General features: G+C 37.7%; 21 protein-coding genes (1 of these 21 running past the window's edge). 4 read left to right on the top strand and 17 right to left on the bottom strand.

All coding sequences use genetic code 11. The features are described 5' to 3' along the window. Nucleotides 1-239 precede the first annotated feature (239 nt). From Q5760_RS00270 to Q5760_RS00230, 9 genes are all read right to left on the bottom strand, one after another. Nucleotides 240-419 (bottom strand): small, acid-soluble spore protein, alpha/beta type, encoded by a 180-nt coding sequence (locus Q5760_RS00270; RefSeq protein WP_428910326.1) that lies wholly within the window; start codon nt 417-419, stop codon nt 240-242. Between the two features lie 353 nt (nt 420-772). After that, nucleotides 773-1,036: a biofilm formation stimulator Veg gene (gene veg / locus Q5760_RS00265; RefSeq protein WP_428910325.1), complete on the bottom strand. Its 264-nt coding sequence runs from the start codon at nt 1,034-1,036 to the stop codon at nt 773-775. A gap of 415 nt (nt 1,037-1,451) precedes the next feature. Further along, nucleotides 1,452-2,321, bottom strand: coding sequence for a sporulation peptidase YabG (yabG, locus tag Q5760_RS00260; RefSeq protein WP_428910324.1), 870 nt, complete (start codon nt 2,319-2,321; stop codon nt 1,452-1,454). A gap of 88 nt (nt 2,322-2,409) precedes the next feature. After that, nucleotides 2,410-3,288, bottom strand: a complete 879-nt coding sequence (rsmA, locus tag Q5760_RS00255; RefSeq protein ID WP_428910323.1) for a 16S rRNA (adenine(1518)-N(6)/adenine(1519)-N(6))-dimethyltransferase RsmA — start codon at nt 3,286-3,288, stop codon at nt 2,410-2,412. Further along, nucleotides 3,281-3,841 carry a ribonuclease M5 gene (rnmV, locus tag Q5760_RS00250; protein WP_428910322.1) on the bottom strand — a complete coding sequence of 187 codons (561 nt, stop codon included), beginning with the start codon at nt 3,839-3,841 and terminating at the stop codon, nt 3,281-3,283. The genes rsmA and rnmV overlap by 8 nt, the downstream gene beginning before the upstream one ends. 226 nt (nt 3,842-4,067) lie before the next feature. After that, nucleotides 4,068-5,246, bottom strand: coding sequence for a ubiquitin-like domain-containing protein (locus tag Q5760_RS00245; RefSeq protein WP_428910321.1), 1,179 nt, complete (start codon nt 5,244-5,246; stop codon nt 4,068-4,070). 394 nt (nt 5,247-5,640) lie between these two features. Then, the gene (locus Q5760_RS00240; RefSeq protein ID WP_428910320.1) at nt 5,641-6,408 is read right to left on the bottom strand and encodes a TatD family hydrolase; all 768 of its coding nucleotides are present in this window, start codon (nt 6,406-6,408) and stop codon (nt 5,641-5,643) included. A 161-nt stretch (nt 6,409-6,569) separates the two neighbouring features. Further along, nucleotides 6,570-8,534 (bottom strand): methionine--tRNA ligase, encoded by a 1,965-nt coding sequence (gene metG, locus Q5760_RS00235; RefSeq protein WP_428910319.1) that lies wholly within the window; start codon nt 8,532-8,534, stop codon nt 6,570-6,572. Between the two features lie 448 nt (nt 8,535-8,982). Continuing rightward, on the bottom strand, nt 8,983-9,141 hold the full coding sequence (locus Q5760_RS00230; protein ID WP_428910318.1) for a YvrJ family protein: 159 nt from the start codon (nt 9,139-9,141) through the stop codon (nt 8,983-8,985). A 159-nt stretch (nt 9,142-9,300) separates the two neighbouring features. Here Q5760_RS00230 and Q5760_RS00225 point away from each other — a divergent pair, with 159 nt between their 5' ends. The 3 genes from Q5760_RS00225 to Q5760_RS00215 all read left to right on the top strand — a co-directional run bounded on the left by Q5760_RS00225 (nt 9,301) and on the right by Q5760_RS00215 (nt 10,735). After that, on the top strand, nt 9,301-9,891 hold the full coding sequence (locus tag Q5760_RS00225) for a sigma-70 family RNA polymerase sigma factor (RefSeq protein ID WP_428910317.1): 591 nt from the start codon (nt 9,301-9,303) through the stop codon (nt 9,889-9,891). A 3-nt stretch (nt 9,892-9,894) separates the two neighbouring features. Further along, nucleotides 9,895-10,110, top strand: coding sequence for a hypothetical protein (locus Q5760_RS00220; protein ID WP_428910316.1), 216 nt, complete (start codon nt 9,895-9,897; stop codon nt 10,108-10,110). 331 nt (nt 10,111-10,441) lie between these two features. After that, the gene (locus tag Q5760_RS00215; RefSeq protein ID WP_428910315.1) at nt 10,442-10,735 is read left to right on the top strand and encodes an AbrB/MazE/SpoVT family DNA-binding domain-containing protein; all 294 of its coding nucleotides are present in this window, start codon (nt 10,442-10,444) and stop codon (nt 10,733-10,735) included. 26 nt (nt 10,736-10,761) lie between these two features. Here the strand turns inward: Q5760_RS00215 and rsmI are convergent, their stop codons facing one another. The 6 genes from rsmI to holB form a co-directional block, all read right to left on the bottom strand. Then, nucleotides 10,762-11,637, bottom strand: coding sequence for a 16S rRNA (cytidine(1402)-2'-O)-methyltransferase (gene rsmI / locus Q5760_RS00210; RefSeq protein WP_428910314.1), 876 nt, complete (start codon nt 11,635-11,637; stop codon nt 10,762-10,764). Nucleotides 11,638-11,784: 147 nt separating this feature from the next. Then, nucleotides 11,785-12,060, bottom strand: coding sequence for a GIY-YIG nuclease family protein (locus Q5760_RS00205; RefSeq protein ID WP_428910313.1), 276 nt, complete (start codon nt 12,058-12,060; stop codon nt 11,785-11,787). Then, nucleotides 12,050-12,793, bottom strand: a complete 744-nt coding sequence (locus Q5760_RS00200) for a tRNA1(Val) (adenine(37)-N6)-methyltransferase (protein ID WP_428910312.1) — start codon at nt 12,791-12,793, stop codon at nt 12,050-12,052. The genes Q5760_RS00205 and Q5760_RS00200 overlap by 11 nt, the downstream gene beginning before the upstream one ends. 55 nt (nt 12,794-12,848) lie before the next feature. Beyond that, complete coding sequence (yabA, locus tag Q5760_RS00195; protein ID WP_428910311.1) at nt 12,849-13,211, bottom strand: DNA replication initiation control protein YabA; 363 nt, start codon at nt 13,209-13,211, stop codon at nt 12,849-12,851. Nucleotides 13,212-13,224: 13 nt separating this feature from the next. Further along, nucleotides 13,225-14,052 carry a PSP1 domain-containing protein gene (locus Q5760_RS00190; RefSeq protein ID WP_428910310.1) on the bottom strand — a complete coding sequence of 276 codons (828 nt, stop codon included), beginning with the start codon at nt 14,050-14,052 and terminating at the stop codon, nt 13,225-13,227. Continuing rightward, nucleotides 14,053-15,051 (bottom strand): DNA polymerase III subunit delta', encoded by a 999-nt coding sequence (gene holB, locus Q5760_RS00185; RefSeq protein WP_428910309.1) that lies wholly within the window; start codon nt 15,049-15,051, stop codon nt 14,053-14,055. Between the two features lie 502 nt (nt 15,052-15,553). Between holB and Q5760_RS00180 the strand changes: the two genes are divergently transcribed. Next, nucleotides 15,554-23,770 carry a GH36-type glycosyl hydrolase domain-containing protein gene (locus Q5760_RS00180; RefSeq protein ID WP_428910308.1) on the top strand — a complete coding sequence of 2,739 codons (8,217 nt, stop codon included), beginning with the start codon at nt 15,554-15,556 and terminating at the stop codon, nt 23,768-23,770. 52 nt (nt 23,771-23,822) lie between these two features. On the opposite strand, the gene tmk is transcribed toward Q5760_RS00180, so the two are convergent. Both tmk and Q5760_RS00170 read right to left on the bottom strand, forming a co-directional pair. Further along, on the bottom strand, nt 23,823-24,458 hold the full coding sequence (gene tmk, locus Q5760_RS00175) for a dTMP kinase (protein ID WP_428910307.1): 636 nt from the start codon (nt 24,456-24,458) through the stop codon (nt 23,823-23,825). Nucleotides 24,459-24,479: 21 nt separating this feature from the next. Then, a protein-coding gene (locus Q5760_RS00170; protein ID WP_428910306.1) for an aminotransferase class I/II-fold pyridoxal phosphate-dependent enzyme crosses the window boundary here: on the bottom strand, nt 24,480-25,217 show its 3' portion. Its footprint extends 723 nt past the window's final position; only the last 738 of its 1,461 coding nucleotides appear in the window; its start codon lies beyond the right edge, outside the window — the gene reads right to left on this strand; it ends in the stop codon at nt 24,480-24,482.

Below are 25,217 nucleotides of genomic sequence, written 5' to 3'. Positions count from 1 at the left end.
TTACCACAAAATCACTAATGTAAGACATGTCATTCCTAACAAACTTATAATAGGTGGAATTTTTGTTTATTTAAGGGCATTTTATCACATAAAAAAGCCAGGGAGCATTTCCCTGACCTGCCGTGATGAATCCATTTTGTTTGAAATAAGTTTCTATCAAATTCGCCCTGAATTTGTGCCCGTATTTTATCGAATTCGAAAAAATACCTTTAAAAAACTTATATGGCAGCTAAAGAGTCTTAACGTCTTTCATTTAAAAGGTTTTGTTCAGCGATTTCTATCGCCCTTTTTACCATATTGCCTGCATCTCGGGCTTTAATACCGCCCCAACCTTCTTTTTGAACGACATCATAAAACCCAAGTTCTTTTGCAAGCTCTTCTTTTAACCCTTCAGACATAATCCCTCTTCGTCTGGCCAATTGTAACACTCCTTTCATCATCTCGGCATTTACTAGTATGGAGGCTTTGTGATTCATTTATTTATTCCTTTTCAAGGAAAAGCAGAAGCGCCTGCTTACCTTTAAGTCTGCACAAGACGAGCCGGCATGAAGATTGTTCTTTAATCTTTTTGACGGATTGTAAGAAAAGTATAGGCGACTGCCCAGGTCCGAAACTAGACATGCTTGTGACGAAAAGAGGAGGTAGGCTGCTTGCGCTAGGCATTAATCTAACTTTAAAAACCGTCCTTCATAACTTTAAAATAAAATGAGCCGATGAGAAGGTGTAGACCCTCTTCTCATCGGCTCATCTTATGAATGGCTGCTAACCTATATTAACTTAAAGCAACTTGTCCTGATGTGTCTTCGTAAAATGTAATTTGTACCGTTTCTGTTAAAATGTCAGCGTAGCTATATGAAACACGTTCAAAAGCATTTTCATCCTGATCTAATTCAATTACAAATACTGATGGATATGTTTCCGCTAAAACGCCTGACCGTTCAATAGTCTTTCTTCTTCCGCCGTTTGCCTTAAGCAATAGCTTCTTTCCTAAATTTGAATCAAGAGCTTTTTTAATATCCGTTAGTGTTTTTGTCATTACGAACCACCTCACTAAATATTAGTATACACTTAGAAAGGAAAAAAGTCAACAAAATTTATAATTATATATTTGTATAATATAAAAGTCAATATTTTTCCTTCTACAAATTTCTCTTTTTCTCAACATCAATATCTTTTCCTTAATATAGGGAATTATGTAGGCTTTTCAAATATATTTAATATATTAATTTTCAAATATAAAAAGAAAGCACCTTGCTAAAATTGGTTATTGATTTCCGTTCCCCGCCTTCCGCCTTCCAATCATCTACATCTGAAGCGACTTAATACTTCTTACTATTTCTCCTCTCCTGCAGGGGTACTCGTGCCTTTCAAACCATAGTCTAAAATCAGCATAAACTTTTAACAAAGCCAAAACAGAAAAAATAGCCGATGTCTAAATCAACGGCTATTTTTTAGTCTTTATTAAATGGCATTCCTGTTCTTAAAATACCTCTTGTTTCGATTCCACCAAGACCCTTTTCACCTGTTAATGTATTTCGCAGCACATCCCAAACATTAACGGTTTCTATAAATGGGGTGAAGCTGACTTTTGCAACGATATAGACAGGATCTAGTGCATGTATATTAACACGAGACGGCGAACTGGCAAAATTTGCACCCGCTCCAATTAAGGATTCAAAATGGGACTGGCAAGCCCCAGCGAAAATAACAAGTTGATCAAGACTAGGAACCTTTTTTCTCGCCTCTTTAACGGTTAACACAAAATCCTTTGAATGTCGGTAGGCATCAATATCTGTTTTTTCACCTTTTGATTTTGAATAAGCATCATGACCTGTAATAACAAGGATATCAGGGCGATAATAATCAATTAACCCCCCAATTTTATGAACCATTTCCTTTTCATTACAATGAATTCCTGTAACAGGGATTCCAATCGTTTCATAAAGGGTAAGACATTTTTTCAAATACAAGGGATCACCATCTAAGTGAAGGACTCTGCCAGGCATTTGAAAGTAATTACTGGGTTTCTGATAACCTTCTGTTGTTTCGTATTCTCGTCTTTCCTTTAAAAGGTGAAGATCTTGTCGAAATAATTTCAAGGACTGTTCTTCTAAAGATCGAAATTGTTGTGACTTTTTAGCTCTTTCAGAAGGATTGATTTGAACTAAATCATGAAAAGGAGCGTCGGCAATTAAACGAACGTCTTCTCCATACAAAACCGCAATCTTGGATTTCCCCTGTTCCCGAATATCGATCACTCTGAATAAAATATCACAGTGATAAGATTTTCTGCCAACAATGTCCATTCTTTTTATCTCCATTGGCAACACTCCATATCTCCCGGAATACATCTTCTCCCTAAAATATGCAAAAATAAGTCACCCTGTGAATATAAAGTGAAATGAGTTATTAATGGAAAAATGGATAGAGGGTATCACTCAATTTGGCAAACTCCTCAATGGACAGTGACTCACCTCTCCGTTTTGAGTCGATTCCGGTCTGAGTTAGAGCCGTTAAAATCATATCCTTTTTCTCCTTGCCATTTGGCAAAGAGCTCATTAAGTTATTAATAATCGTCTTTCGTCTTTGAACAAAGCTTCCCCTTGTGACAGTAAAAAAGAACTCTTCACTAATAACCGGATACAGAGGTTCCTTTCTTCTCGTTAGGCGAATGACTGCTGAATCGACATTGGGTTGCGGCATAAATACCGTTTTTGGAACAACCATAACCGTTTCTGCCTCTGTATAGTATTGAATGGCGATGGAAAGAGAACCATACTCCTTCGTACCTGGTTTGGCCGCAATTCGGTCTGCTACCTCTTTCTGTAACATGACGACAATTCCACGAATGGGTAAACGATCCTCTAACAATTTCATAATAATGGGAGTTGTCACATAGTAGGGCAGATTCGCCACCACCATAATATCCTCTATCCCAGAAAACTCATCTTCAATAACCTCTTTCACATTTGCCTTTAATACATCCTGATGAATAACTTTTGTATTAGGATAGGGAGCCAATGTATCTTCTAAAATAGGCAGGAGACGCTGGTCTATCTCAAAGGCAACGACTTTTTTACAGACCTTTGCTAATTGTTCTGTTAAAGCCCCAATTCCAGGTCCTACTTCAATTGCCGCTGAATCGCTTGTTAAACCTGCATTCTCAACAATATTTCTTAAAATATTGGTATCAATTAAAAAGTTTTGCCCTAAGCTCTTCTTGAAGGAAAATCCATATTTCTCAAGAATCATTTTTGTTCTTACGGGAGTTGCTATATCTTTATGCATCCTTTTCCTCCTGACGAATCTGTTTTACAGCCGCTGCAAAAGCCTCTTTGCTAATCTCAAATACCATCAATCTTTTATGCAGCTGTTTTCCATTTGTATATCCAATTTTAAGTAATTTCCCGATTTTCTCTCTTCTTTCCTTTGAACCTGATCCACCAATCAGGCCAGCCGCGATTAAATCATCATGGGTAATTTCCTCTTTGAATTCCTCCTGCATCATCTGAGCACCTTCTAATGCCTTTCGAATCACGTCTGGAGATGCATGTTCCACACCTACGCCTTTTCCGTGCTTGTGAATGGCCTTATCCTTTTCAATAAAGGCGTGTTTGCAGCCCGGTACTTTCTCTGAAATGATATGACGTATTCGCTGCCCTGGATAATCTGGGTCCGTTAAAATAATGACTCCTCGTAATTCTTGAGCCAATTTTATTTTTTCAATGGTTTCCATATTGATGGCCGAACCATTTGTTTCAATCGTATCTGCTTGAACTGCTTGTTGAATCGCTGTAGTATCATCTTTCCCCTCAACGACAATAATTTCTTTAATCTTCATTTGACCTCCAAAAATAATAAATAAAAAATATAATAAAAATTTACGAAATAAATGAAACCTTTTTGTAATATTAAACGTCTATATTAATATGAATAGGATAAGAAAGGTTTTACCTACATCCTTCCATTTTTAGCACAGTACTGGCGTCCATCAATTGATATTTCCCTTTCACATTATAAGCCTATATAAGAAAAAAGAAAAATGCAGCGGAAATCATTCCACTGCATCAATCTAGAACTGTAATTTTAACTGTTTTTCTTCCCCATTTAACCGCATCTTGCTTGGAGGGGAAAAACACATCAATTTTATTGCCTTTAATAGCGCCGCCAGTATCTGCTGCAACTGCATACCCATACCCTTCCACATGAACCTTAGAACCGAGTGGAATGACATTTGGGTCCACTGCAATCACTTTAAGATTCGGGTTAGCACGCAAATTGATTCCAGTAGCTGTTGTGCCAGAACAGCCGCTGCAATGTGCTGTGTAGGCAGTAGAGGTCACATGGATATCTCTTCCGCTCTCGCTGCCACGAGAAGCTATTTGAGCTACCTCTTTAGGTCCTACTGCAACAACCCGGTCTTGCTTTTCTTTTATGACATTTTCATTTAAAACCTTTCGGGAAACTTCTTTCCCGTTCTCTAGTATAATTTCATATGTTTTTTCTGTTATTCCTTCTTTACCAGGGGTAATGACTTTTTCTGATCCAACGCCTAAAGAATCGTCCTTTTTTGTGACAGTGGCAAATTGGATTGGTTCTTCCACTACATCGGTGACCTTTTCTACTCGAATAACATTAACCGTGCTATTTTCTGCGACAGTTTCGTCTAAGCTTGGCTCAACCCGGTCTAAATCCGTTATGTTGATTTCCTGTTGTTTTAAAAAGTCAGCGACCGTAGTCGAAGTGGACCACACTTCTTTCTCTTCCCCTCCATTAACTAAGGTGAGTGGAAAAGCTCTTTTAACACTTACATTCATACCCTTTCGCAAAGCTGTTTCTAATCCTGGTTCTATTTGATCATGCTCGTTTAGTGAAATTTTTTGCTCCTTCAAGAAATCCTTAACTGTAACAGATGTTGTCCATACTGTCTTTTCTCCAGATTCTTGCGTTAATTGTACCTGTTTCGCTGGTCTCCAAACAATTTTCATATCATTTGAGATTTTCGAGTCTTTTGCAGGTGTAACATAATCTTGTGACTTTATCGAAACTTCTAATTCTTCGAATAATTCCTCAACTGTTGTTGCACGAGTCTTTATGACCTTCTCTTGGCCATCTAGGTAGAGTGTTACATTTTTTTTACTAGTTTCATATGTAATAAACCCCGCCGAAGTAAGTATTACTATAAAACTTGCAATAACAATCAACCATTTTTTTTGTTTGAAAGACTTGGAAAACAGGTTTTTCATGGTCTTAATCCAAATGAAAAACGCCTCCTTTTCTCTTCGTGTGATTATATAGGACTATCTAGCCACCTGTCAACTTCCTCGACTTCTCCCAAATTTAGTTCCTATTATGCTTGTAGTTTTTGGAAAAAGTAAAGAGAAAGTTATCGACAAGGTTATCCTATGAAGAAAAGAAGACGTCTAGAACTCAAAGTGTAATTTCCATCAGCAGGAGGGCCTTTTTTCATCCCCCCTGATGGTTAGATGAACCCCTTAGATCATTACAGGCAGTTGACCTCCCACCACATTTCTTATATTATTTCGAATCTTAGGTTGGAATTCTCATTGCCCGTTAGGACGGGGTAAATATTTAAATAGATTTTGGACAAGCTTCTACAAAAAAATACAGCGTTCTCTATCAGTTAATGTCGAATAATTTTTTGGCATTTTCGGTGGTTGCTTTCGCTACTTCCTCTAGAGAAATACCTTTTAATTCAGCAATTTGTTCTGCAACTAGTTTCACATAAGCGGGCTCATTTCGCTTTCCTCTGTATGGATGTGGGGTTAAATAAGGACAATCAGTTTCAATCAATAATTTGTCTAACGGAACTTCTATTGCCACTTCTTTTGGCTTTTTTGCATTTTTAAACGTAACCGGTCCCCCAAGGGAAATATAAAAGTTCATTTCCATACATTCTCTTGCCACTTCAACACTCCCGCTAAAACAATGCATGATTCCACCGACCTCATCAGCGCCTTCCTCCCTTAAGATTTGAACAATATCCGCTGTAGCCTCACGATTATGAATAATGATTGGCAATTTCACCTTCTTCGCTAGGCGTATTTGCCTTCTAAACACCTCATGTTGGATTTCTTTTGGAGACTTATCCCAGTGATAATCCAGACCCATCTCTCCTAATGCTACCACTTTTGGATGTGCAGTCAGTTCTTCGATCCAAGCAAGATCTTCATCTGTCATGTCAATGGCATCAACAGGATGCCACCCAACACTGGCATAGAGAAAATCATATGTTTCTACTAGTTCCATTGCCTTTGTAATCGTTGGTCGATCAAATCCAACGACAATCATATTTTCAACACCTGTTTGCCGAGCTCTTTCGATGACTTCTGTTATATCTTCTACATATTGTTCAGCATTTAAATGAACATGGGTATCAAATAACATTTCATTCTCCTTTTATAACAAATATTATTTTTTCATTACAATTATTTCATACATATTATAGAAGAAACTAGAAATAAGGTAATTTTTCCATTATTCCAACCATGGAATAAATACAAAAAATGCTTCACGCGTTGTTTCACGTGAAACATTTTTCGACACCATTACTTAACTTTTGCACCAAGTGGTAATGACTCTGGTACGGTCGCCAATGCCAATTTTCCGTCTTGGCTACCCGCTAAAATCATCCCTTGTGACAATTCTCCACGCAGTTTTACTGGTTTTAAATTGGTTACACAAATGACTCTTTGACCGACTAATTCCTCAGGTTTGTAATATTGAGCAATCCCAGAAACCACTTGTCTTGTTTCATAGCCTAAATTTAATTGTAGCTTTAATAATTTATCCGCCTTTTTAACAGGTTCTGCTGCAATGACTTCAGCAACACGTAAGTCGACCTTCATAAAGTCATCAATGGTAATCTCTGGTAGTTCCTGTTCTGAGCTAGATTCTTCCTTCTTTTCCGCTTCAGGTTTTGGTTGGGACCCTTGCATTTTCGCTTTAATATATTCTACTTCTTCTTCAATATCTAATCTTGGGAATATCGGTTCACCCTTTTTCACCTTCGTACCCTCAGGGATCATTCCAAATTCCTTTATACTGTCCCAAACGGTTAAACTCTCACCTTCAATTCCTAGTTGAGAGAAAATTTCCTTTGGTGCTTTCGTTAAAAATGGCTGTAGCATAATTGAGATTCTTCTTAAAGATTCTGCTAGGTGAACCATAACATCTTTTAATTGTTCTGTTTTGTTTTCATCCTTCGCTAATTGCCATGGTTGCGTTTCATCAATGTATTTATTGGTACGGCTAACGAGCTGCCATAACACCGATAATGCAACAGAAAATTCCATATCCTCCATTGCATCTACATATTTTTCAACGGTTGATTGATTCATCTTCAATAGGGATTGCTCAAACTCACCCTTTGAACCATTATAAGCTGGAATCACACCATCAAAATACTTATTAATCATCGCTACTGTACGATTTAGGAGATTTCCGAGATCATTTGCTAAGTCAAAGTTTAAGCGTTCAACAAAGCTCTCTGGTGTGAATACCCCATCTGACCCAAAGGGAACTTCTCTTAGTAAATAATAACGTAATGAATCTAGACCATAGCGGTCGATTAATGTAACAGGGTCTACTACATTCCCTTTGGATTTAGACATTTTTCCATCTTTCATTAATAACCAGCCATGTGCAAATACCTTTTTAGGCAATGGTAGGTCTAATGCCATTAACATAATTGGCCAGTAGATTGTATGGAAGCGGACAATTTCCTTTCCTACTAAATGAACATCTGCAGGCCAATACTTTTGATATTTCGAGTCATTGTCAGAACCATAACCTAAGGCTGTAATATAATTGCTTAGGGCATCAATCCAAACATAGATGACATGCTTTGGATTACTAGGAATTTTAATCCCCCAATCAAATGTTGTTCGGGATACTGCTAAATCCTCAAGTCCTGGTTTGATAAAGTTATTGATCATTTCATTTTTTCTTGACTCTGGTTGAATAAATTCAGGGTTTTCCTCATAATATTGCAATAGGCGATTAGCGTATTTGCTAACTTTAAAGAAATAAGATTCTTCTTTTACTTTTTGAACCGGTCTGCCGCAATCAGGGCAATTGCCCTCTTCAGTTAATTGAGTCTGTGTAAAATAAGATTCACATGGTGTACAATACATTCCTTCGTATTCACCTAAATAAATATCCCCTTGCGCTAATAACTGTTCGAAAATTTTTTGAACCACTTCTTTGTGGCGTGTCTCTGTTGTCCGGATAAAATCATTATAAGATATATCCAATTTTTCCCAAAGATCTTTGATTCCTGAAACAATTTCATCCACATAGGCTTGCGGGGTTACACCCTTTTCCTCTGCCTTCTGTTGGATTTTTTGCCCATGTTCATCCGTTCCTGTTAAATACATGACATCGAATCCACGCATGCGTTTATATCTCGCCATTGCATCTCCTGCAACGGTTGTATAGGCATGCCCAATATGTAAATTACCACTTGGATAATAAATAGGAGTGGTTAAATAAAAAGTTTTCTTTTCTCCCATTCTCATTTCCTCCTCTATAAATTAGCTTCAAGCAAAGTACGCTACCTTTCATTATATCCCTTTATATAGAACTGGCAAAATACTTCCCACAAAATTTTTATAAAAATTGGTTAAAATAGCTCCCTCAGGATAGCATTAAGAAAATCAGGATTAACAATGCTAAGAAATTTCTAGTATAAAAAAGCCCGATTTCTGCTTTACATGAAAGAAAATAGGCTTTAGCTACTTCAGCAAAACCCTAAAATCTCCTTTTTTCCGAAATACTAGAATTAAATCACTTACCTTCATACAGAAAAAACCAATAATACTGTGCTGTTAACCTATTTATTCTTATTATTAACTAATTGATAAAACTCAAACTTAGCAACTTCAAAAAGAACACAAATCACAAAAACTATTAAACCTAACATCTTAACAATTCTAAAAGAACAACTTTGTTTTATTTGATCTACTTTTTATTTCCTTCTGTTTCAATTAACTTTTCTATTACCTCAGTTAATTTTTCAATCTTCGCTTCAAATTTTAGCAATAAATACAAAGAAACCAACACCGGAAAACCAAAGTTCCCTAAAATTGAGGTCCACGTTGAAATATCCGTTATATTCATAACCATCACTTCCTTCACTTGGTAATCAATATTATTAGTGAATCCTTTAACTAAAAAATCAATATTTTAATATTTATTTTATAGAAACAGAACAAATGTTCGATTATAATTGATTTATAACGATGATTCTTCACTTTATAAAAAGAGGAGGGATTGATTATGAATTTAAAGGCATCTATCTTTGTTAAAGAATCACCCCATTTGAAATCATTTTATAACCAACCAATTATTAAAAATTTCCTAAAAGATGAAGAAAACCAAAAGGTTTTTATGGCTGCTCACGAAAGACCAACTAAAAATAACCTTTCTGTGCTTAATGAAAAGTTTAAGTCATTCTACTATCACGCAAAGATTTATAAATACCTAACCTCATTAATTCAAATTTATTCAATAGACTTTGACAAAAGAGAGCGCAGAAGAAAAGAGAGAGTCAACCTCATTTTAGATAGACCTATAAGTGATTCGGATCATTCATCTGCGAGTCTAGTAGATGTACTTAAATTTGAAGACCACGGAGTAGAGGATCGTATTATGCAAAATAACTTAGCGTCCATAGTTAGTGATGAAAAGCTTCTTAAGATATTAGCTAAATTAACTCCTAAGCAAAATCAAGTCCTTACAATGATCTATATCCATGGACTAACAAATAAAGAAGTTGCCCAATATTTTGGGGATTCACCACAAAATATCTCTAGTCTTCATAAACAAGCTCTTAATAAAATTAGAAAAAACTATAGTAAGGTGAAATAAACGATGAAGAAATCCATAACAAAGGAAGAATTGATGGAGATAATTGATTACTTGGATCCTAAAATAAAGCAATCCTTACGAAATACTCATTTTCAAGAAAGAGAAGACCTTGAACAAGAAATTAAATTAAAAATGATTGAAACATATGAGAAGGTTTCTGAACTGGATGCACCAAATTTTGAGGAATTCTTATTAGAGTACTTAAAAAAACAAATTTGAAGCGGCTAAGTTTTCTATTGGAGTACTGCAAACATTTTTCAAAGATAATTAAAAACTAGGGAACTGCTAGGGAAATTAGCATGTCTACAATCACCATATTTTCCTGACGGCAACCCTATTTACCCGTATAGAAATTGCTTAATTTGTCTCTTATTTTCACCAAATTGGAATAATTTTCTAGCGCCATACTAAGTGCTCCTAATTGACGTTTATTGGAAAAATTGATAATATGAAACTATCAGTTATTGTCGAAAAATGACGAAAAGTAGAAATAGATAATAGAAATTTTTCATCATGGGGTAAATAGACAATCGGGGAGTGAGGCTAAAAGATGAAATCAACAGGTATTGTTCGTAAAGTTGATGAGTTGGGTAGAGTAGTGATTCCTATTGAGTTAAGACGTAATCTTGGAATTGCAGAAAAAGACTCATTGGAAATTTATGTAGATGATGATCGTATTATTCTAAAAAAACATAAGACAAGCATGACTTGCCAGATCACTGGTGAGGATTCGGAAGAGAATATGACATTAGCCGGTGGGAAATTAGTTTTAAGCCGTGAAGGCGCACAACAAATTATAAAAGAAATTCAAGAAAGCTTTGATTTAAACACTAATAAAGATTAACAATTAAGGGGCTTAATAGCCCCTTTTTATTTTTCTACATGGAATATATGATAGACATCTCTTTTATTCATCTGGCGATCCTTTGCTACATGTTTAATCGCCTCTTTTGACGAAAGACCTTGACCGATATAATGGGTAACATGGTCGATAACAGATAATTCAACCCACCATTGTTCGGTTTCGATGGAAGGAGTGGATTCCCCTTTTTCAATGATGATGCAAAACTCTCCGCGTACTTCACCCTCTGCTGCCCATTCAATCAATTCAGATGTGGTTCCCCTAATAAACTCTTCGAATTTCTTCGTAAGTTCTCGACAAAGGGCAACTTTTCGTTCCCCTAACACTTCCTTCATTAAGATTAGCGTTTCCTTTAAACGATGGGGGGCTTCATACAAGATTATCGTTGAAGGGATATAAAGCAGCTCCTCTAACTGCTTTCGCTTTTCCTTTTTTTGACGATCCAAAAACCCATAGAAATAAAATGGCTGGGTTGAAATCCCTGAGGCAATTAATGCGGTTAAAGCTGCATTCGCACCTGGTAAAGGGACAACGGTTATTCTTTCTTCTGTTGCTGTCACGACTAACTCATATCCTGGGTCTGAAATAGTGGGAAGACCAGCATCACTAATTAGCGCAATTTTTGTCCCTTCTTTTAATAATTCAATGAGTTTCTTTCCGCTTGTTTCTTTATTATGTTCATGATAACTTATTAACGGTGTATCAATCTCGAAATGGTTACAAAGCTTCTTAGAATTTCGTGTATCCTCTGCCGCAATATAATCCGCTTCTTTTAACGTTCTAATCGCGCGATAGCTCATATCCTCTAAATTTCCAATCGGTGTTGGAACAAGATATAAAATCCCTTTTGTTTCTTCACTTTCAAAACTTTTCTGTTGCCACATATGTACCTCCTAATCAAATTCGCCTGCCGAATTTGCGCCCGGATATAATACCTGAGCTCGCTTGATATACATCAGTGGGGGATCCCTTGCCCCCACTGATTCAGCTGTACATCTTCCTTCTATCAGAATACAACATGTACTTTTCCACTACTTAAAAAGATGTGGAGGCTGCTCGGAAGTCAGATAGTTTAATTTCTCTTTACGATCCCATTGTTTGAATGCATATTCTGCCTTCAGTGCTTCACTCTTAGTGGGAAATTTTTTTGAATACACTAATTTGACAGGTCGTCTGCTACGCGTATATTTTGCCCCTTTTCCCTCATTATGTACCTTAATTCTTCTCTCTAAATTATTTGTATAGCCAGCATAAAGGCTGTTATCCTTACATGATAAAACATAAAAATAATGTTCCTCATTCTCCATATAAAATCTTCCTCATCTCGACAGTATATTCATCATTATCCTGATAAACAGTTAAAGGAGGTAAAATTTTCAGGTCTGGCTTTCCATCTTTTGTAGCTTCAATTAATAATGTGTTGGCTTCCTTTCCCTTTTTTGGGTAAATAAATTGTAGACGCTTAGGTTCTAGACGATATTTTCGCATTAAGGTAATGATGTCAATTAACCGTCCCGAACGGTGTACAAAAGCTACCTTTCCTCCCTGGCGAACAAGATGACTTGATGCTTTTACTGCATCCTCAAGTGTACATAGAATTTCGTGTCTAGCAATCGCTAAGTGTTCATTTTCATTTATTTCTTCATGAGAAGGAGTAATAAAATATGGAGGATTACAAGTTACTACATCGTACTTCCCATAACCTAATACATTCGGCATCTCTTTAATATCGCCATGAATCATCTGTATTCGATCACTTAACCCATTGTATTCAATGCTACGAATAGCCATACCATACAATCTTTCTTGTATTTCAACACCTGTTATTTTCCCTTTTGTTCGTAGGCTAAGAAATAACGGAATAACCCCATTTCCGCTGCATAAATCCAGTAAATTGCCTTTTTGGATAGGCACATATACAAATCTTGATAAAAGGACTGCATCCAATGAAAAGGAAAATACAGATGGACTTTGAATGATACGCATATTCTTTTCAGCTAGTAAATAATCGAGCCTTTCGTCTCCGATTAATTCGACCAATATTTATCCCCTCTTTCTAAAAAATAGCCTTCCCAATTAGTAGGAAGGCTGATCATTATTTTTTATTTAAAAAGGATAAACAAAACATACAATCCCCTTCTGTTCGTGGACTGCCAAACTGAAGATTGCATATATGAAATCCTTCTTGATATAGGCGGGCTAGGTTGTCATAGCCTTCCCCAATATCAACAGGTTCGATTCCATTTGTACTCGCCTGTTTCTGATTTGACTTCTTTCTCTCTTCTCTATTACTGATGTCTTCAAGGCGACGTCTTAAAATTTCATTTTCCAGCTTTAAAGAGTTGTTTTCTTCAAGGAATTCCGCGAAATGTTGTTTCAACTCACCTAGTTGCTGGTACAGTTGTCCAATCTGCTTCTCCATATTACTGACTGAATCAAAAATCTCTTTTTTATCCACCGCTTCCACCTCATTAATCTGTGGATTGTAACGAAACTGCACCCTCTTTAAGGATTTCATCTAATGTATATTCCACTACTCTCTCTAGTTCTGGAATATTTACTTGTAACACTCTTTCTAATATATTCAGCCCTACTACCTTCCCCGTACCAAGTGGTGTATCAATGATTTGACCAAGGTCTGGCAATTGTTGTTTCGCCTCTTCATACTCATCATTTTCATATTTTAAGCAACATAAAAGTCTGCCGCATAACCCAGATATTTTGGTTGGATTAAGTGATAAGTTCTGGTCTTTTGCCATTTTGATAGAAACAGGCTCGAAATCACCTAAAAAAGTAGAACAACATAACATTCTTCCACATGGGCCAACCCCACCTAGCATTTTAGCTTCATCTCTCACACCAATTTGGCGCAGTTCAATTCTTGTACGGAAGATAGCTGCTAAGTCTTTTACTAATTCTCGGAAGTCGACTCTTCCATCCGCTGTAAAATAAAAGATGATCTTATTTCGATCAAATGTATATTCAACATCTACTAATTTCATATCTAGTTGATGTGTGGTTACCTTTTCATTACATACTTGATAGGCTTCTTTTGCAGCAGCTCTATTTTCCTCTACAATCAAGCGATCCTTTTGATCTGCAATTCGTAAAACCTTTTTTAAAGGAAGAACAACATCATTTTCATCAACCTGTTTAGGACCAATGACTACTTTACCATATTCAATACCTCTTACGGTTTCAACGATGACATAGCTGTCTTTTTGAATTGAGAGATCACCGGGATCAAAATAATAGATTTTCCCTGCTTTTTTAAAGCGTATTCCTACTACGTTATACAATTAAGATCCCTCCTGCAATTTAAGCACTAGCTCCTCCATTAACAATTGTGTATTCATATTAGCCTGAAGTTTTCTTTTCGCTTCTAAGATATCTGTCATCTGTGCTGCTAATCGCCGCCCTGAAATTTTAAAAGCGTACTGTTCTAGTTTTTGGACCTCATGTACAAATACAGTCTGTTCCTGTTTTCCGATTTGTATATATAATAAATCCTTAAATATAAGTAGTAAAAGATCTAAACCACGATCGATTTGTTCCTTATCTTTAAAGTGCATAAACCATTCATCTTGAAGAAAAGTCATCGCCTCCAAGGAATTTCGTCTAAGCATTTCATATAATTTTACCACTATCTTTCGAGCTTGTGCAAACCATTCATCATCATTTAACCCAAGTGCTTCATCGATATTATTTGTTAGTTGGGCAATAAGTGGTGCCTTTTCTACCCTAACCCCCATATCAACCTGTCTTTTCACAAATTGTTTCGTTGATAATGGCTTAAATGAAAGTACCTGACAACGTGAAAGAATGGTCGGTAACATTCTTTGTATCTGTTCGGTAATTAAGATTGCATAGGTCTGTTTATGAGGTTCTTCAAGAAATTTTAGCAAACTATTTGCTGCATTCACGGTCATTCGATCTGCATGATGAATGATATATAACTTTTGGTTTGTTTCTACTCCTGTTTTTGAGAACTCTTCCTGCAATTGCTGTATTTGTTGTTTTTTGATCGACAATCCATCAGGTTCTACTATATGAATATCAGGATGATTCCCATGATTAATTCTTTTACAATTTATACATTCCTCACATGGAATAACGTCTTCTTGAGGGGACATACAAAATAAACTTTTTGCAAGTAATAGCCCTATTTCCTTTTTTCCAGTCCCTCTTAGTCCCTCGAACAGGTAAGCGTGGGCAATTCGTTTCTTTATTAAACTATTTCGAATCATTTTTAAGACAACTGGCTGCATTTTTTCAAGTTCTTCCCACGTATTTGCCACACCGATCACTCACTAACCTATTAATAATGAAAGACATATTAAACAATCAATATGTAGTTCTATTATAACAATAATTCCTTGAAACAAACACCGTTAACGAGATTGTTACTACTTTGAAAAATCTCCCTCTTTTAATGTAACTCCTAAATATTCCCATTTTATGCATAATTTACTGCAACCTAGGGAACATTTATATAATGCAATCTTATGCAATTGAAACTTCATTCAGCAAATGCCTTTGAACCGAAAGCCTGCGACAGGTACAGAAGTCTCCCCTTTTATATGTGGGGGATGAATATCAAGGGGTTACCATTTAGTAGGATTCAAAATCTTGCCCAATGAAGTTAAGCCTACGACGGAAGCCTCGGATTTATTAAATGTATTTTACCGAGAAAGCTAGACGTCCTAGTCAGGCTAGACATGCGGATGTAGAGCTTTGAAGCTTGATAAAAATCCGGGTATAAATTCGTCGGGTGAATTTGATTATGAGGGGGATATCAGTGTGATTTTAAATAAAGAACAGCTGAAAGAGGAAGCACATAAATCTGCATTGAACCATGACCCTTACATGAAACGTAAATCATCTAAATTAATAGGGGGATTGGGTCAATCAGACATAGAGAATTTACGTTCCTTTGTCGAAGTTTTACGGGAAAAAAGATCCTCTTGTGCACAACCTGCTGAGGAATGGCTACTCGATAATGCTGAGTTTTTAGAAGAACAAGCGCTTGTGATTAAACAGGAACTGAATAAACAAATTGTTAATGCATTACCGCATTTATCAAAAGCGAAGGAAGCTAGAGTTTATGCCATTTGTAAGGATTATATAAAGTATACCGATGGACAACTCAGTATGGATGGCTTTATTTCCTATGTTCGTGCCTATCAGGAAGTTTCTGTATTAACCATGTCTGAGGTATGGTCTGTTCCGATGTTTTTGCGAGTTGCATTGATTAACCGATTAGCTGAAGTCATGAATACACTTAAGGAGCGTCATGAGACCTGTACTCTAGTTGATAATCTCCTTTCAAATATGGATACAAATGAGATAACACCTGAGAGATTGAATCATGAGTTAGAAGCGGCTGGACAGGAATTCCCACTATCTGGACCGATGATTGTCCACTTAGTCACACATTTACGTGAACGGGCTGATTATACCGCAACAGTCGGAGAATGGTTAGTTTGCAAATTAGAAAATGGACCTGAGAGCTTGGATCAAATCCTGTCTTATGAGTATCAACTACAAGCTTCATTCGGTATCTCCACTGGAAATCTTATCACAAGTTTACGTAAATTAAATAGATGGAATTGGCATGAAACCTTTGAACAAATTTCTATGGTTGAACAAACCTTACGCAAGGAAGCCACGGATACATATGCAAAGTTAGATTTTTCTAGCAGAGAAACGATTCGAAAAAGAGTTGAACATTTAAGTCGCCGTTTTAAGCTTCCTGAAAACTTAGTAGCCACTCAAGCCATAGAACTAGTTGAAACCTATGTGAAGGATTTGGAAAAAGAACAATCAGAGCCTCTGCCTCGAAAAGCCTATGTCGCCTACTATTTATTTGAACCAGATGGAATGAAAGCATTACGAAATTCATTAAAAAAATGTGGCAAACCCAGGTCAGTACCTGAGATCCATATCATGCAACGACCTACAACGACTTATTTTAATACACTTGGTGGTATTTTTGCCATTTTCTTGCTGCTATTTGCTTTCATTATAGGCTGGGGCACATTCTTATCTCCGCTTCAGTGGTTTGCTGTATTCATCGTGCTCTCCATTCCTGCATTGGAATGGGCGATCACTGGGGTTCATTGGTCTATAGAAAAGACAAAAAAGCCTACGCTTTTGCTAAAATATGATTTTTCGAAGAAAATTCCAGCTGAAGCCGCAACAGCTGTGGTGATTCCCGTTATCTGGTCATCTATTAAAGAAGTGAATGAATTAACGGCACGACTAGAGTTACATTATTTAGCAAATAAACATCAAAATCTACATTTTGCCTTACTAGGTGATTTTGCGGATTCAGATTCTCAGCATAGTCCAGAGGATGAAATCATTGTAAAAGCAGCTAAGAAAAAAATAAAACAATTAGCACAAACCTATCCAGAAGGATCTTTTTCTTTATTTCAAAGGAAAAGAAAATGGAATCCATCTGAAAAGAAATGGATGGGATGGGAAAGAAAAAGAGGAAAACTCGTTGAATTTGTTGAGTTAATAAAGGGCAGTCAAGATACAAGTTTCACGGTTATCGAAGGAAATCTATCAGGTATAAAAAATGCCCGCTATATCATTACCCTTGATGCAGATACACAGTTGCCACTAGAAAGTGCCCACAGAATGATTGGAACGATACATTATCCTTATAATCAACCAAGATTAAACCAATTGGGGACAAGAGTAATTGAGGGCTATGGCGTTCTTCAACCCCGAGTGGCAATCAGTCACGATGCAACCACTAGATCAAATTTAGCCTATTTATGGTCTTCGGATCCAGGAATTGACCCATACGCCTTTGCCGTATCCGATGCCTATCAAGATGCCTTTGGTCAGGGGATTTTTACTGGAAAAGGGATATTTGACATTAATGCCTTTTATGAAGTCCTTTGTGATCGAATACCAGAAAATCGTGTTTTAAGTCACGATTTATTAGAAGGGGGATTCCTCCGTGCGGGGCTTCTTTCCGATATTGAATTAATTGATGACCATCCGGCACTCTTTAGTTCTTATCAAAGAAGGCTCCATCGGTGGGTTCGTGGAGATTGGCAGTTGCTTTTATGGCTATTTCCAAAAGCCCGTAATCGAAATGGAGAACTAGTGCCCGTTGATTTATCAATTTTAACTCGTTGGCAAATCATTGATAATTTACGGAGAAGTTTACTTTCACCGTCCCTATATTTCATTATGCTCTTGGGTGTAACTGTGTTGCCTGGTTTTCCATTAAAGTGGGTGCTTATTTCCCTTGCAACTCTATTTTTACCTGTCTTCCGTTCCCTATTATCGATTCAAAATGTTTTTCAAAACATAAAAGGGCTTCTTTATACGATTGGACAGGTAATGGTTGAAGTCATCACACTCCCTTTTCAAACCATTTTATTATTAGATGCGATTATAAGAACTCTTTATCGTTTGACCGTCTCAAAAAGACATCTGCTTGAGTGGGTACCTTCTGCAGAAGAAGAACGCAAGGGTTCACAAAAACGCAAATCTATTTATGGGTTGTTTGGAGGCTATATCTTAGTTGGGCTTTTTGCTGCCGCTACCCTATTTAATGGGAATATGACGGTTGTCGTGATTGGATTATTACTAGTGGCTTTATGGGCATGTACACCTCTCATTGTCGGATGGTTAAACAAACCGATACAACAGGAGAGCATTTCCTTCTCAAAGGAAGAAAAAGAGGAGCTACGATGCCTGTCTAAGGAAATTTGGTCTTTTTATGAAGACTATGTGACCGAAGAAGATAACTGGTTACCTCCAGATAACGTACAGATGGATCCGCCAAATGGGATTGCTCATCGTACCTCACCGACCAATATCGGGTTGTACTTAACTTGTTCATTAGCGGCAAAGGATTTTCATTTTATCGATACTCAAGGTTTGATTCAAAGATTGGAAAGAACATTAGACACAATTGACAAAATGGAAAAATGGGAAGGTCATCTATACAATTGGTATGACACAGTTACACTTAAGCCATTATCCCCAATCTATGTATCAACCGTTGACTCCGGAAACTTTGTTGGCTGTCTTATCACGGTAAGAGAAGGCTTAGTAGAGTTACTAGGTTGGAATGATTTAGAGATGGGCGTTGACCTTAACTCATCTTCATCTGATTCACTCCAAACCGCCTTTTCCGAAGAGTTAACACCTGTTGGCTCAGGAAAACTACTTCGAAATCCAGTAAGTGAGGAATGGATTGAAAAAGGGAAAAGGCTAATTAAGCGAATTGATCGGATGATTAAAGAAACAAATTTTGTCCCATTGTATGACCATGATGCAAAACTATTTACTCTAGGCTACCATGTGGAACGTAATGAACGGGATGATATTCTATATGATCTAATGGCTTCAGAAGCTAGAACAGCAAGTTTTATTTCCATTGCCTTAGGACAAGTTTCCGTATCGCATTGGAAGGCACTTGGTAGAACCATGACCAAGGCAGGGAAAAGACCTGTACTACTTTCTTGGTCAGCAACGATGTTTGAATATTTAATGCCTTGGCTCTTTATGCGTACCTATAGAAATTCCTTATGGGAGAATACCTATAAAGCGGTTGTGGATCGCCAAATACAGTATGCAGAGCAAAGAGGCGTCCCCCACGGTATTTCAGAATCAGGCTTTTATGCTTTTGACTACCAAATGAATTATCAATATCGTGCATTTGGTGTACCTGGATTAGGTTTTAAACGAGGTCTTGAACAGGATTTAGTTGTTGCACCGTATGCTACAATCCTCTCTCTCCCTTTTGCAAAGGATAAAGCGTTCCAAGCTTTAAAGGAGATAGAAAAATTAAATGGTAGAGGGAAATACGGTTTTTATGAAGCCATTGATTTTACAAAAAGACGTTTACCAGAAAATCAGAAACATATGGTGATTCGTAGTTTCATGGCTCATCACCAAGGAATGAGCTTTTTAACCCTTGCTAATCTATTGTTGCCTACTCCCATTTATGAGCGATTCCATCGTAACAAACAGGTTCAGGCAACGGAGTTACTCTTACAGGAACGAATTCCGAAAAAGGCAAGGCTAATTAAACATCCAGCTATGACACAAGAACATGTTTTAGATTCTACACAAAAACAAGACCATGTGTCTGTAAGAGAATATCGTTCTCCAAATACGCATACTCCTGAGGTCAATATTTTATCAAATGGAACTCTTACGACCGTTATAACCAATAGTGGCAGCGGATTTAGTTCGTATAAGGGACTTCTTGTTTCGAGATGGCGCCCAGACCCGGTGATGGATCAATGGGGGAACTATATTTATATTCGTGATATGTCAAATGACGAGGTATGGTCCCCTTCGTACCAGCCTTGTAAGGTGATATCGACTGATGGGCTCGTTTCATTTGGACTCGATAAGGCTTCCTTTATGCGTAAAGATGGAGAGATCAAAACCACGATGGAGATTAGTGTTTCTCCAGAATGGAATGCAGAGATACGTCGAATTACTTTAAGTAATGTTAGTAAAGAATCAAAAGTTTTAGAGGTCACTACTTTTACCGAATTGGCCCTGGCAAATCCTATTGCGGATGAGGCCCACACCGCTTTTAGTAAATTGTTTATTCGAACAAGTTTTGACCAGGATTCTGGGTGTCTTGTTGCTGGCAGAAGACCACGTGAAAAAGAAGATCAAACCTTATGGGCAGCACATGCTTTACTCCTTGAAGGCAATCAAGTTGGAACGATTGAATACGATACAAGCCGGTCAAGCTTTATTGGACGTGGCTATCGTTTATCCGAACCACAATCGATTCGTTCTCGTTTACGTGGTAAAGTAGGTTCGGTTGCAGATCCTGCTTTTATTATGAGAAGAAGAATCTCTATAAAACCCGGACAACAAATTCAATTATTTGCGATTACCTCTGTCAGTGAAAACAGAGAAGAGGCAATTGATATTGTTCGTCGCTTTGCACCTGATCAATCGGTGGAAAGGGCGTTCCAAATGGCTTGGAATCGCGCTCAAATTGAATTAAGAAATTTACATCTATCCAGCAAGGAAGCGATAGAATTTCAAAAGTTAGCCGGTCAAGTTTTATATCGACCACCTCTTCGTAAGGACAGTGAGGAGAGCATTTTAAATAACCGCAAAGGTCAATCTAGTTTATGGTCCTACGGAATTTCGGGGGACCGCCCTATTTTGCTTGTCCGAATCGAGAATGAAAGCCAGATGCCTTTTGTGGTGAAAATCCTGACAGGACATGAGTACTTACGGAGATTGGGCATTTTGTTTGATTTAGTTCTACTCAATGAATCTGCAGGTGGTTATCAGCAAAACTTACAAGAATCCTTACAACGAGCAGCTGAGCATGGAGTAGATCGTTTTGGTGTAGGTCTATCTGGTGTATTTGCAATCCCAGCTAATCAATTACCCGATGAGGATAAAAACCTGCTAATGGCTGTATCGCGTTTAATCTTACATGCCGGTGGCGTCAGCTTAAAAGCACAAACCCGCATTCCAAAAGATAAAATGGAAGTCGCAAATCCAGAAAAACTGATTCCCATTTCAACGAAAATTTCCTATCCTCCCTCTTCTGATCAATTACAACTAGAAGATACAAGGGAATGGCAATTCTTCAATAGTTGGGGCGGTTTCTCTAAGGATGGGAAAGAGTATCATATTCTGATTAAGAATGGGCACCATTTGCCAGCACCATGGATTAATGTCATGGCAAACCCTAAATTTGGGACCTTTGTTTCTGAAATGGGAACAGGCTACACATGGTGGAATAATAGCCGTGAATTTAAACTGACCCCATGGTCAAATGACCCAGTCTTAGACCCACCTACTGAAACAGCCTTTTTAAGGGATGATGAAACAGGGCAAGTATGGTCTATGGCACCTAGCGCAGTTCATGCAAAAGAGCCTTATAAAGTTTCTCATGGACGAGGATACTCTCGCTTTGAGCATGAAAGAAACGGGATTTTCCATGAGATGATGGTCTATGTTCCAAAAGACGATCCGATTAAAATCATGCGGGTCAAGTTAAAAAATAATAGTGATCGAAAAAGACAAATTTCCTTGACCTATTATGCTGAGTGGGTGCTCGGTGTTATGAGACCTGCAAATGCCCCTTATATTGTGTCGGAATGGAATGAGGATGCACATATTTTAACGGCAAAAAACACGTATCAAGAGATTTTCCGTGAGGCAGTTGCCTTTCTAGGGATTTTCCCCGAAGAAAGTTCGTTGTTGGAAAAACAATCGTGGACGGCAGATCGAACGGAATTTATTGGCCGCAACGGGTCATTAGAAAATCCTGCTGCGCTTGAAAATGTCTCGCTATCTGGGCGTACGGGGACATTCAACGAAACCTGTGGTGCAATTCAGCAAAGTATCCTATTGGAACCGCATTCCGAGGAGGTTGTCTATGTATTATTAGGCTGTGAGGATAGCGATGAAGCTGTATGCGAATTGACTAGAAAGTATCGAAACCCATCTGTTTGTGAGTCCGCTTTACAAGAAGTATTGGATTTCTGGAATCACCATTTGGATCAAATTCAAGTTTCAACACCATCTATTGAAACCAATATTCTGTTGAATGGTTGGCTGTTGTATCAATCATTAGCCTGCCGTATGTGGGCAAGAACGGCATTCTATCAGGCTGGCGGTGCCTATGGATTCCGCGATCAATTACAGGATTCCTTAGCTATGCTACACACCTTGCCTGAATTAACACGAAAACAGATTTTACTGCATGCTGCTCACCAGTATGAAGAAGGCGACGTACAACACTGGTGGCATGAAGAAACTCAAAGGGGTATTCGCACTCTATTCTCGGATGACTTACTATGGCTTCCATATACAGTTTCGCGCTATATCGAACATACAGGTGATGCTGGAGTGTTAGATGAAATCATTCCATTTATTCATAGTGAGCCGTTAAAGGAAGGCGAGCATGAGCGCTATGAACCAACTGTACAATCATCTCAATCGGCAGATATTTATGATCATTGCCTGCGTGCGATTGACAAAGCTCTTTCTCGTATTGGTGAACATGGTCTACCATTAATGGGTGTTGGGGATTGGAACGACGGAATGAATCTTGTTGGTGCCAACGGTCGAGGAGAAAGCATCTGGCTTGGCTGGTTCATCTGTGATATTCTAAGCCGATTTGAGAGTATTTGTCAGAACCAAGGTGATTTCGACAAAGCTGAAAGCTATGTAGAAAGAAGAGAACAATTAATAGCCGCTTTAAACGAACATGGATGGGACGGTCAGTGGTACCGCAGGGCCTTTACTGATTCTGGCAATTGGTTAGGGACAATCAGCAATGAAGAGTGTCGAATTGATGCAATTGCACAATCATGGTCTGTTATTTCAGGAGGTGCTCCAAGTGAGCGTGCACAACAAGCAATGAATTCATTTGACCGTGAACTTGTAGATAGAGATTTGTCGGTCGTTCGCTTGTTAACACCTGCTTTTGATAAAACAGACCCAAGTCCAGGTTACATCCAGGGCTATCCACCAGGTCTACGTGAAAATGGGGCTCAATATACTCATGGAGTCATTTGGGGGATTGTTGCTTGGTCACAGCTTGGTAATGGTGAAAAAGCCGTTGAAATGTTCAACATGTTAAATCCAATGAATCATACTCGTACTGACCAAGAGGTTAAACAATATGTAGGTGAACCCTATGCGATGGCAGCTGATGTGTATACGGCTAAACCGAATGAAGGTCACGCAGGTTGGACATGGTATACAGGTGCTGCAAGCTGGATGTACCAGGCAGGGATTGAATGGATTTTAGGTATCAAAAAACGTGGTGAAAAACTTTATGTTAATCCGACTATCCCTCATGACTGGCCTGGATTCTCTGTAACTTATCGTTATGAAGAAACAATCTATTCCATTGAAGTAAAGAATCATACTGGAGCTACTGGTTTAGTACTTGATGGAGAAGAAATTGAGATTAGCACCAATTCTGGTTTTGTCTTTGGATTAGTCAATGATGGTAATGAACATACTGTAGAAGTTCGATTGTAGAAAAAGAACCTCCATTCTTTATCTTGAATGGAGGTTCTTTTTATTGTCTTGCTTAATGGAATATAGACTTTGCCCTATCCAATACGATTTCTTTAGTATCTGAAAATACCTTATCTAATTCCTGATTTGCATCTACTCTTACAATTCTCTCTGGAAACCTCTCTAAAATAGCTTCATACCCTTCTCGAACCTTCATATGAAAATGGATCTCCTCTAAATCTAGCCTATTTACCTCTCTTCCCTTATTATTACGAATCCGGTTTAAGCCGATTTGGGGATCTAGGTCCATGTATAAGGTTAAATCTGGCATAAAGTTACCAATTGCAAATTCATTAATTGTTAAGACCTCATCAATTCCAAGTCCTCTAGCGTACCCTTGATAGGCTAAACTACTGTCAATAAATCGATCACAAAGGACCACTTTTCCCTCTTGTAACAAAGGAATAATCCGTTCAACTAAATGCTGCCGTCTTGCTGCGGCATAAAGTAATGCCTCCGTTCGACCATCCATCTTTGTATTTCTAGTATCTAAAATAACTGAGCGTATTTGCTCAGATATATCAATCCCACCGGGTTCCCTAGTGACGATCACCTCTATTCCTTTCCTTTCAATAAAGTCCTTCAAATGTTGAATAAGCGTAGACTTTCCAGATCCTTCTACGCCTTCAAGTGTAATAAAATAGCCCATTCTTCCTTTTCCTCCAACCTACTAATTTTCAAAAATATATATTTGATGCTGATAAATCTCTAGATCCCCTTGAAATCTTGCACCCGTTTCGATTAAATCCATGATCTGAACAACAACTGCTTCAGTAACTCTCTCTCCAGGTAGTATGATCGGTATTCCAGGTGGATAAGGAGTTATTTGCTGTGCTGCAATTTTCCCTACTGCCTCTTTTAATGGTACTTTTCTTGTTGACCATTTATGAAATTGCCTTGGATGAACCTCTAAGGCTGAAATACGGGGATGATAATAAGAGTATTTTAACGTTCGTCTAACGGTTTTATAAACGTCCAATGAGTCCGCTATTGCCTCAGAAATCTCCTTTAAGGGATATTCCTGATTTCTTTTTAAAAGCGGCAGTACAAGTAGGACATTATTCGGATCGGCCATTTCTGTATAAATGCCTTTATCTTCAAATAGTGTTTGCATTTGAAAACCACTTAACTCATTTCTCGATTGGATCGTGACTTTAAGTAAATCTCCTTTTCTACTATCATTTAGCACATGAATTCTATCAAGTTGTTGTAGCTCATTCTTAAATATTTGTATTTCTTTTTCTAAATATGCATGATCCTCATTTTGATAAGAAGCTGCATAGCTTCTGGCTATATCAAGTGAAGCCATAATTGGATAGGATGGACTACTAGATTGTAGTATGTGAAGATACTTTTCCACTGCCACTAATGAAACATACGGACTATTAAAGTGCAAAAAAGAACCCAT

This window comes from Niallia sp. Kr1 (assembly GCF_050389805.1).
Lineage (GTDB): Bacteria > Bacillota > Bacilli > Bacillales > Cytobacillaceae > Bacillus_BD.
Note: the sequence above shows the minus strand (reverse complement) of the source record. Positions and strands in the feature narration are given on the sequence as shown.

Excerpts from the sequence above, each read along its gene's own strand:
- veg (WP_428910325.1), bottom strand. The coding sequence starts at position 1,036 with ATGACAAAAACACTAACGGATATTAAAAAAGCTCTTGATTCAAATTTA.
- yabG (WP_428910324.1), bottom strand. The coding sequence starts at position 2,321 with ATGGAGATAAAAAGAATGGACATTGTTGGCAGAAAATCTTATCACTGT.
- rsmA (WP_428910323.1), bottom strand. The coding sequence starts at position 3,288 with ATGCATAAAGATATAGCAACTCCCGTAAGAACAAAAATGATTCTTGAG.
- rnmV (WP_428910322.1), bottom strand. The coding sequence starts at position 3,841 with ATGAAGATTAAAGAAATTATTGTCGTTGAGGGGAAAGATGATACTACA.
- Q5760_RS00245 (WP_428910321.1), bottom strand. The coding sequence starts at position 5,246 with ATGAAAAACCTGTTTTCCAAGTCTTTCAAACAAAAAAAATGGTTGATT.
- Q5760_RS00240 (WP_428910320.1), bottom strand. The coding sequence starts at position 6,408 with ATGTTATTTGATACCCATGTTCATTTAAATGCTGAACAATATGTAGAA.
- metG (WP_428910319.1), bottom strand. The coding sequence starts at position 8,534 with ATGGGAGAAAAGAAAACTTTTTATTTAACCACTCCTATTTATTATCCA.
- Q5760_RS00230 (WP_428910318.1), bottom strand. The coding sequence starts at position 9,141 with ATGAATATAACGGATATTTCAACGTGGACCTCAATTTTAGGGAACTTT.
- Q5760_RS00225 (WP_428910317.1), top strand. The coding sequence starts at position 9,301 with ATGAATTTAAAGGCATCTATCTTTGTTAAAGAATCACCCCATTTGAAA.
- Q5760_RS00220 (WP_428910316.1), top strand. The coding sequence starts at position 9,895 with ATGAAGAAATCCATAACAAAGGAAGAATTGATGGAGATAATTGATTAC.
- Q5760_RS00215 (WP_428910315.1), top strand. The coding sequence starts at position 10,442 with ATGAAATCAACAGGTATTGTTCGTAAAGTTGATGAGTTGGGTAGAGTA.
- rsmI (WP_428910314.1), bottom strand. The coding sequence starts at position 11,637 with ATGTGGCAACAGAAAAGTTTTGAAAGTGAAGAAACAAAAGGGATTTTA.
- Q5760_RS00205 (WP_428910313.1), bottom strand. The coding sequence starts at position 12,060 with ATGGAGAATGAGGAACATTATTTTTATGTTTTATCATGTAAGGATAAC.
- tmk (WP_428910307.1), bottom strand. The coding sequence starts at position 24,458 with ATGGGCTATTTTATTACACTTGAAGGCGTAGAAGGATCTGGAAAGTCT.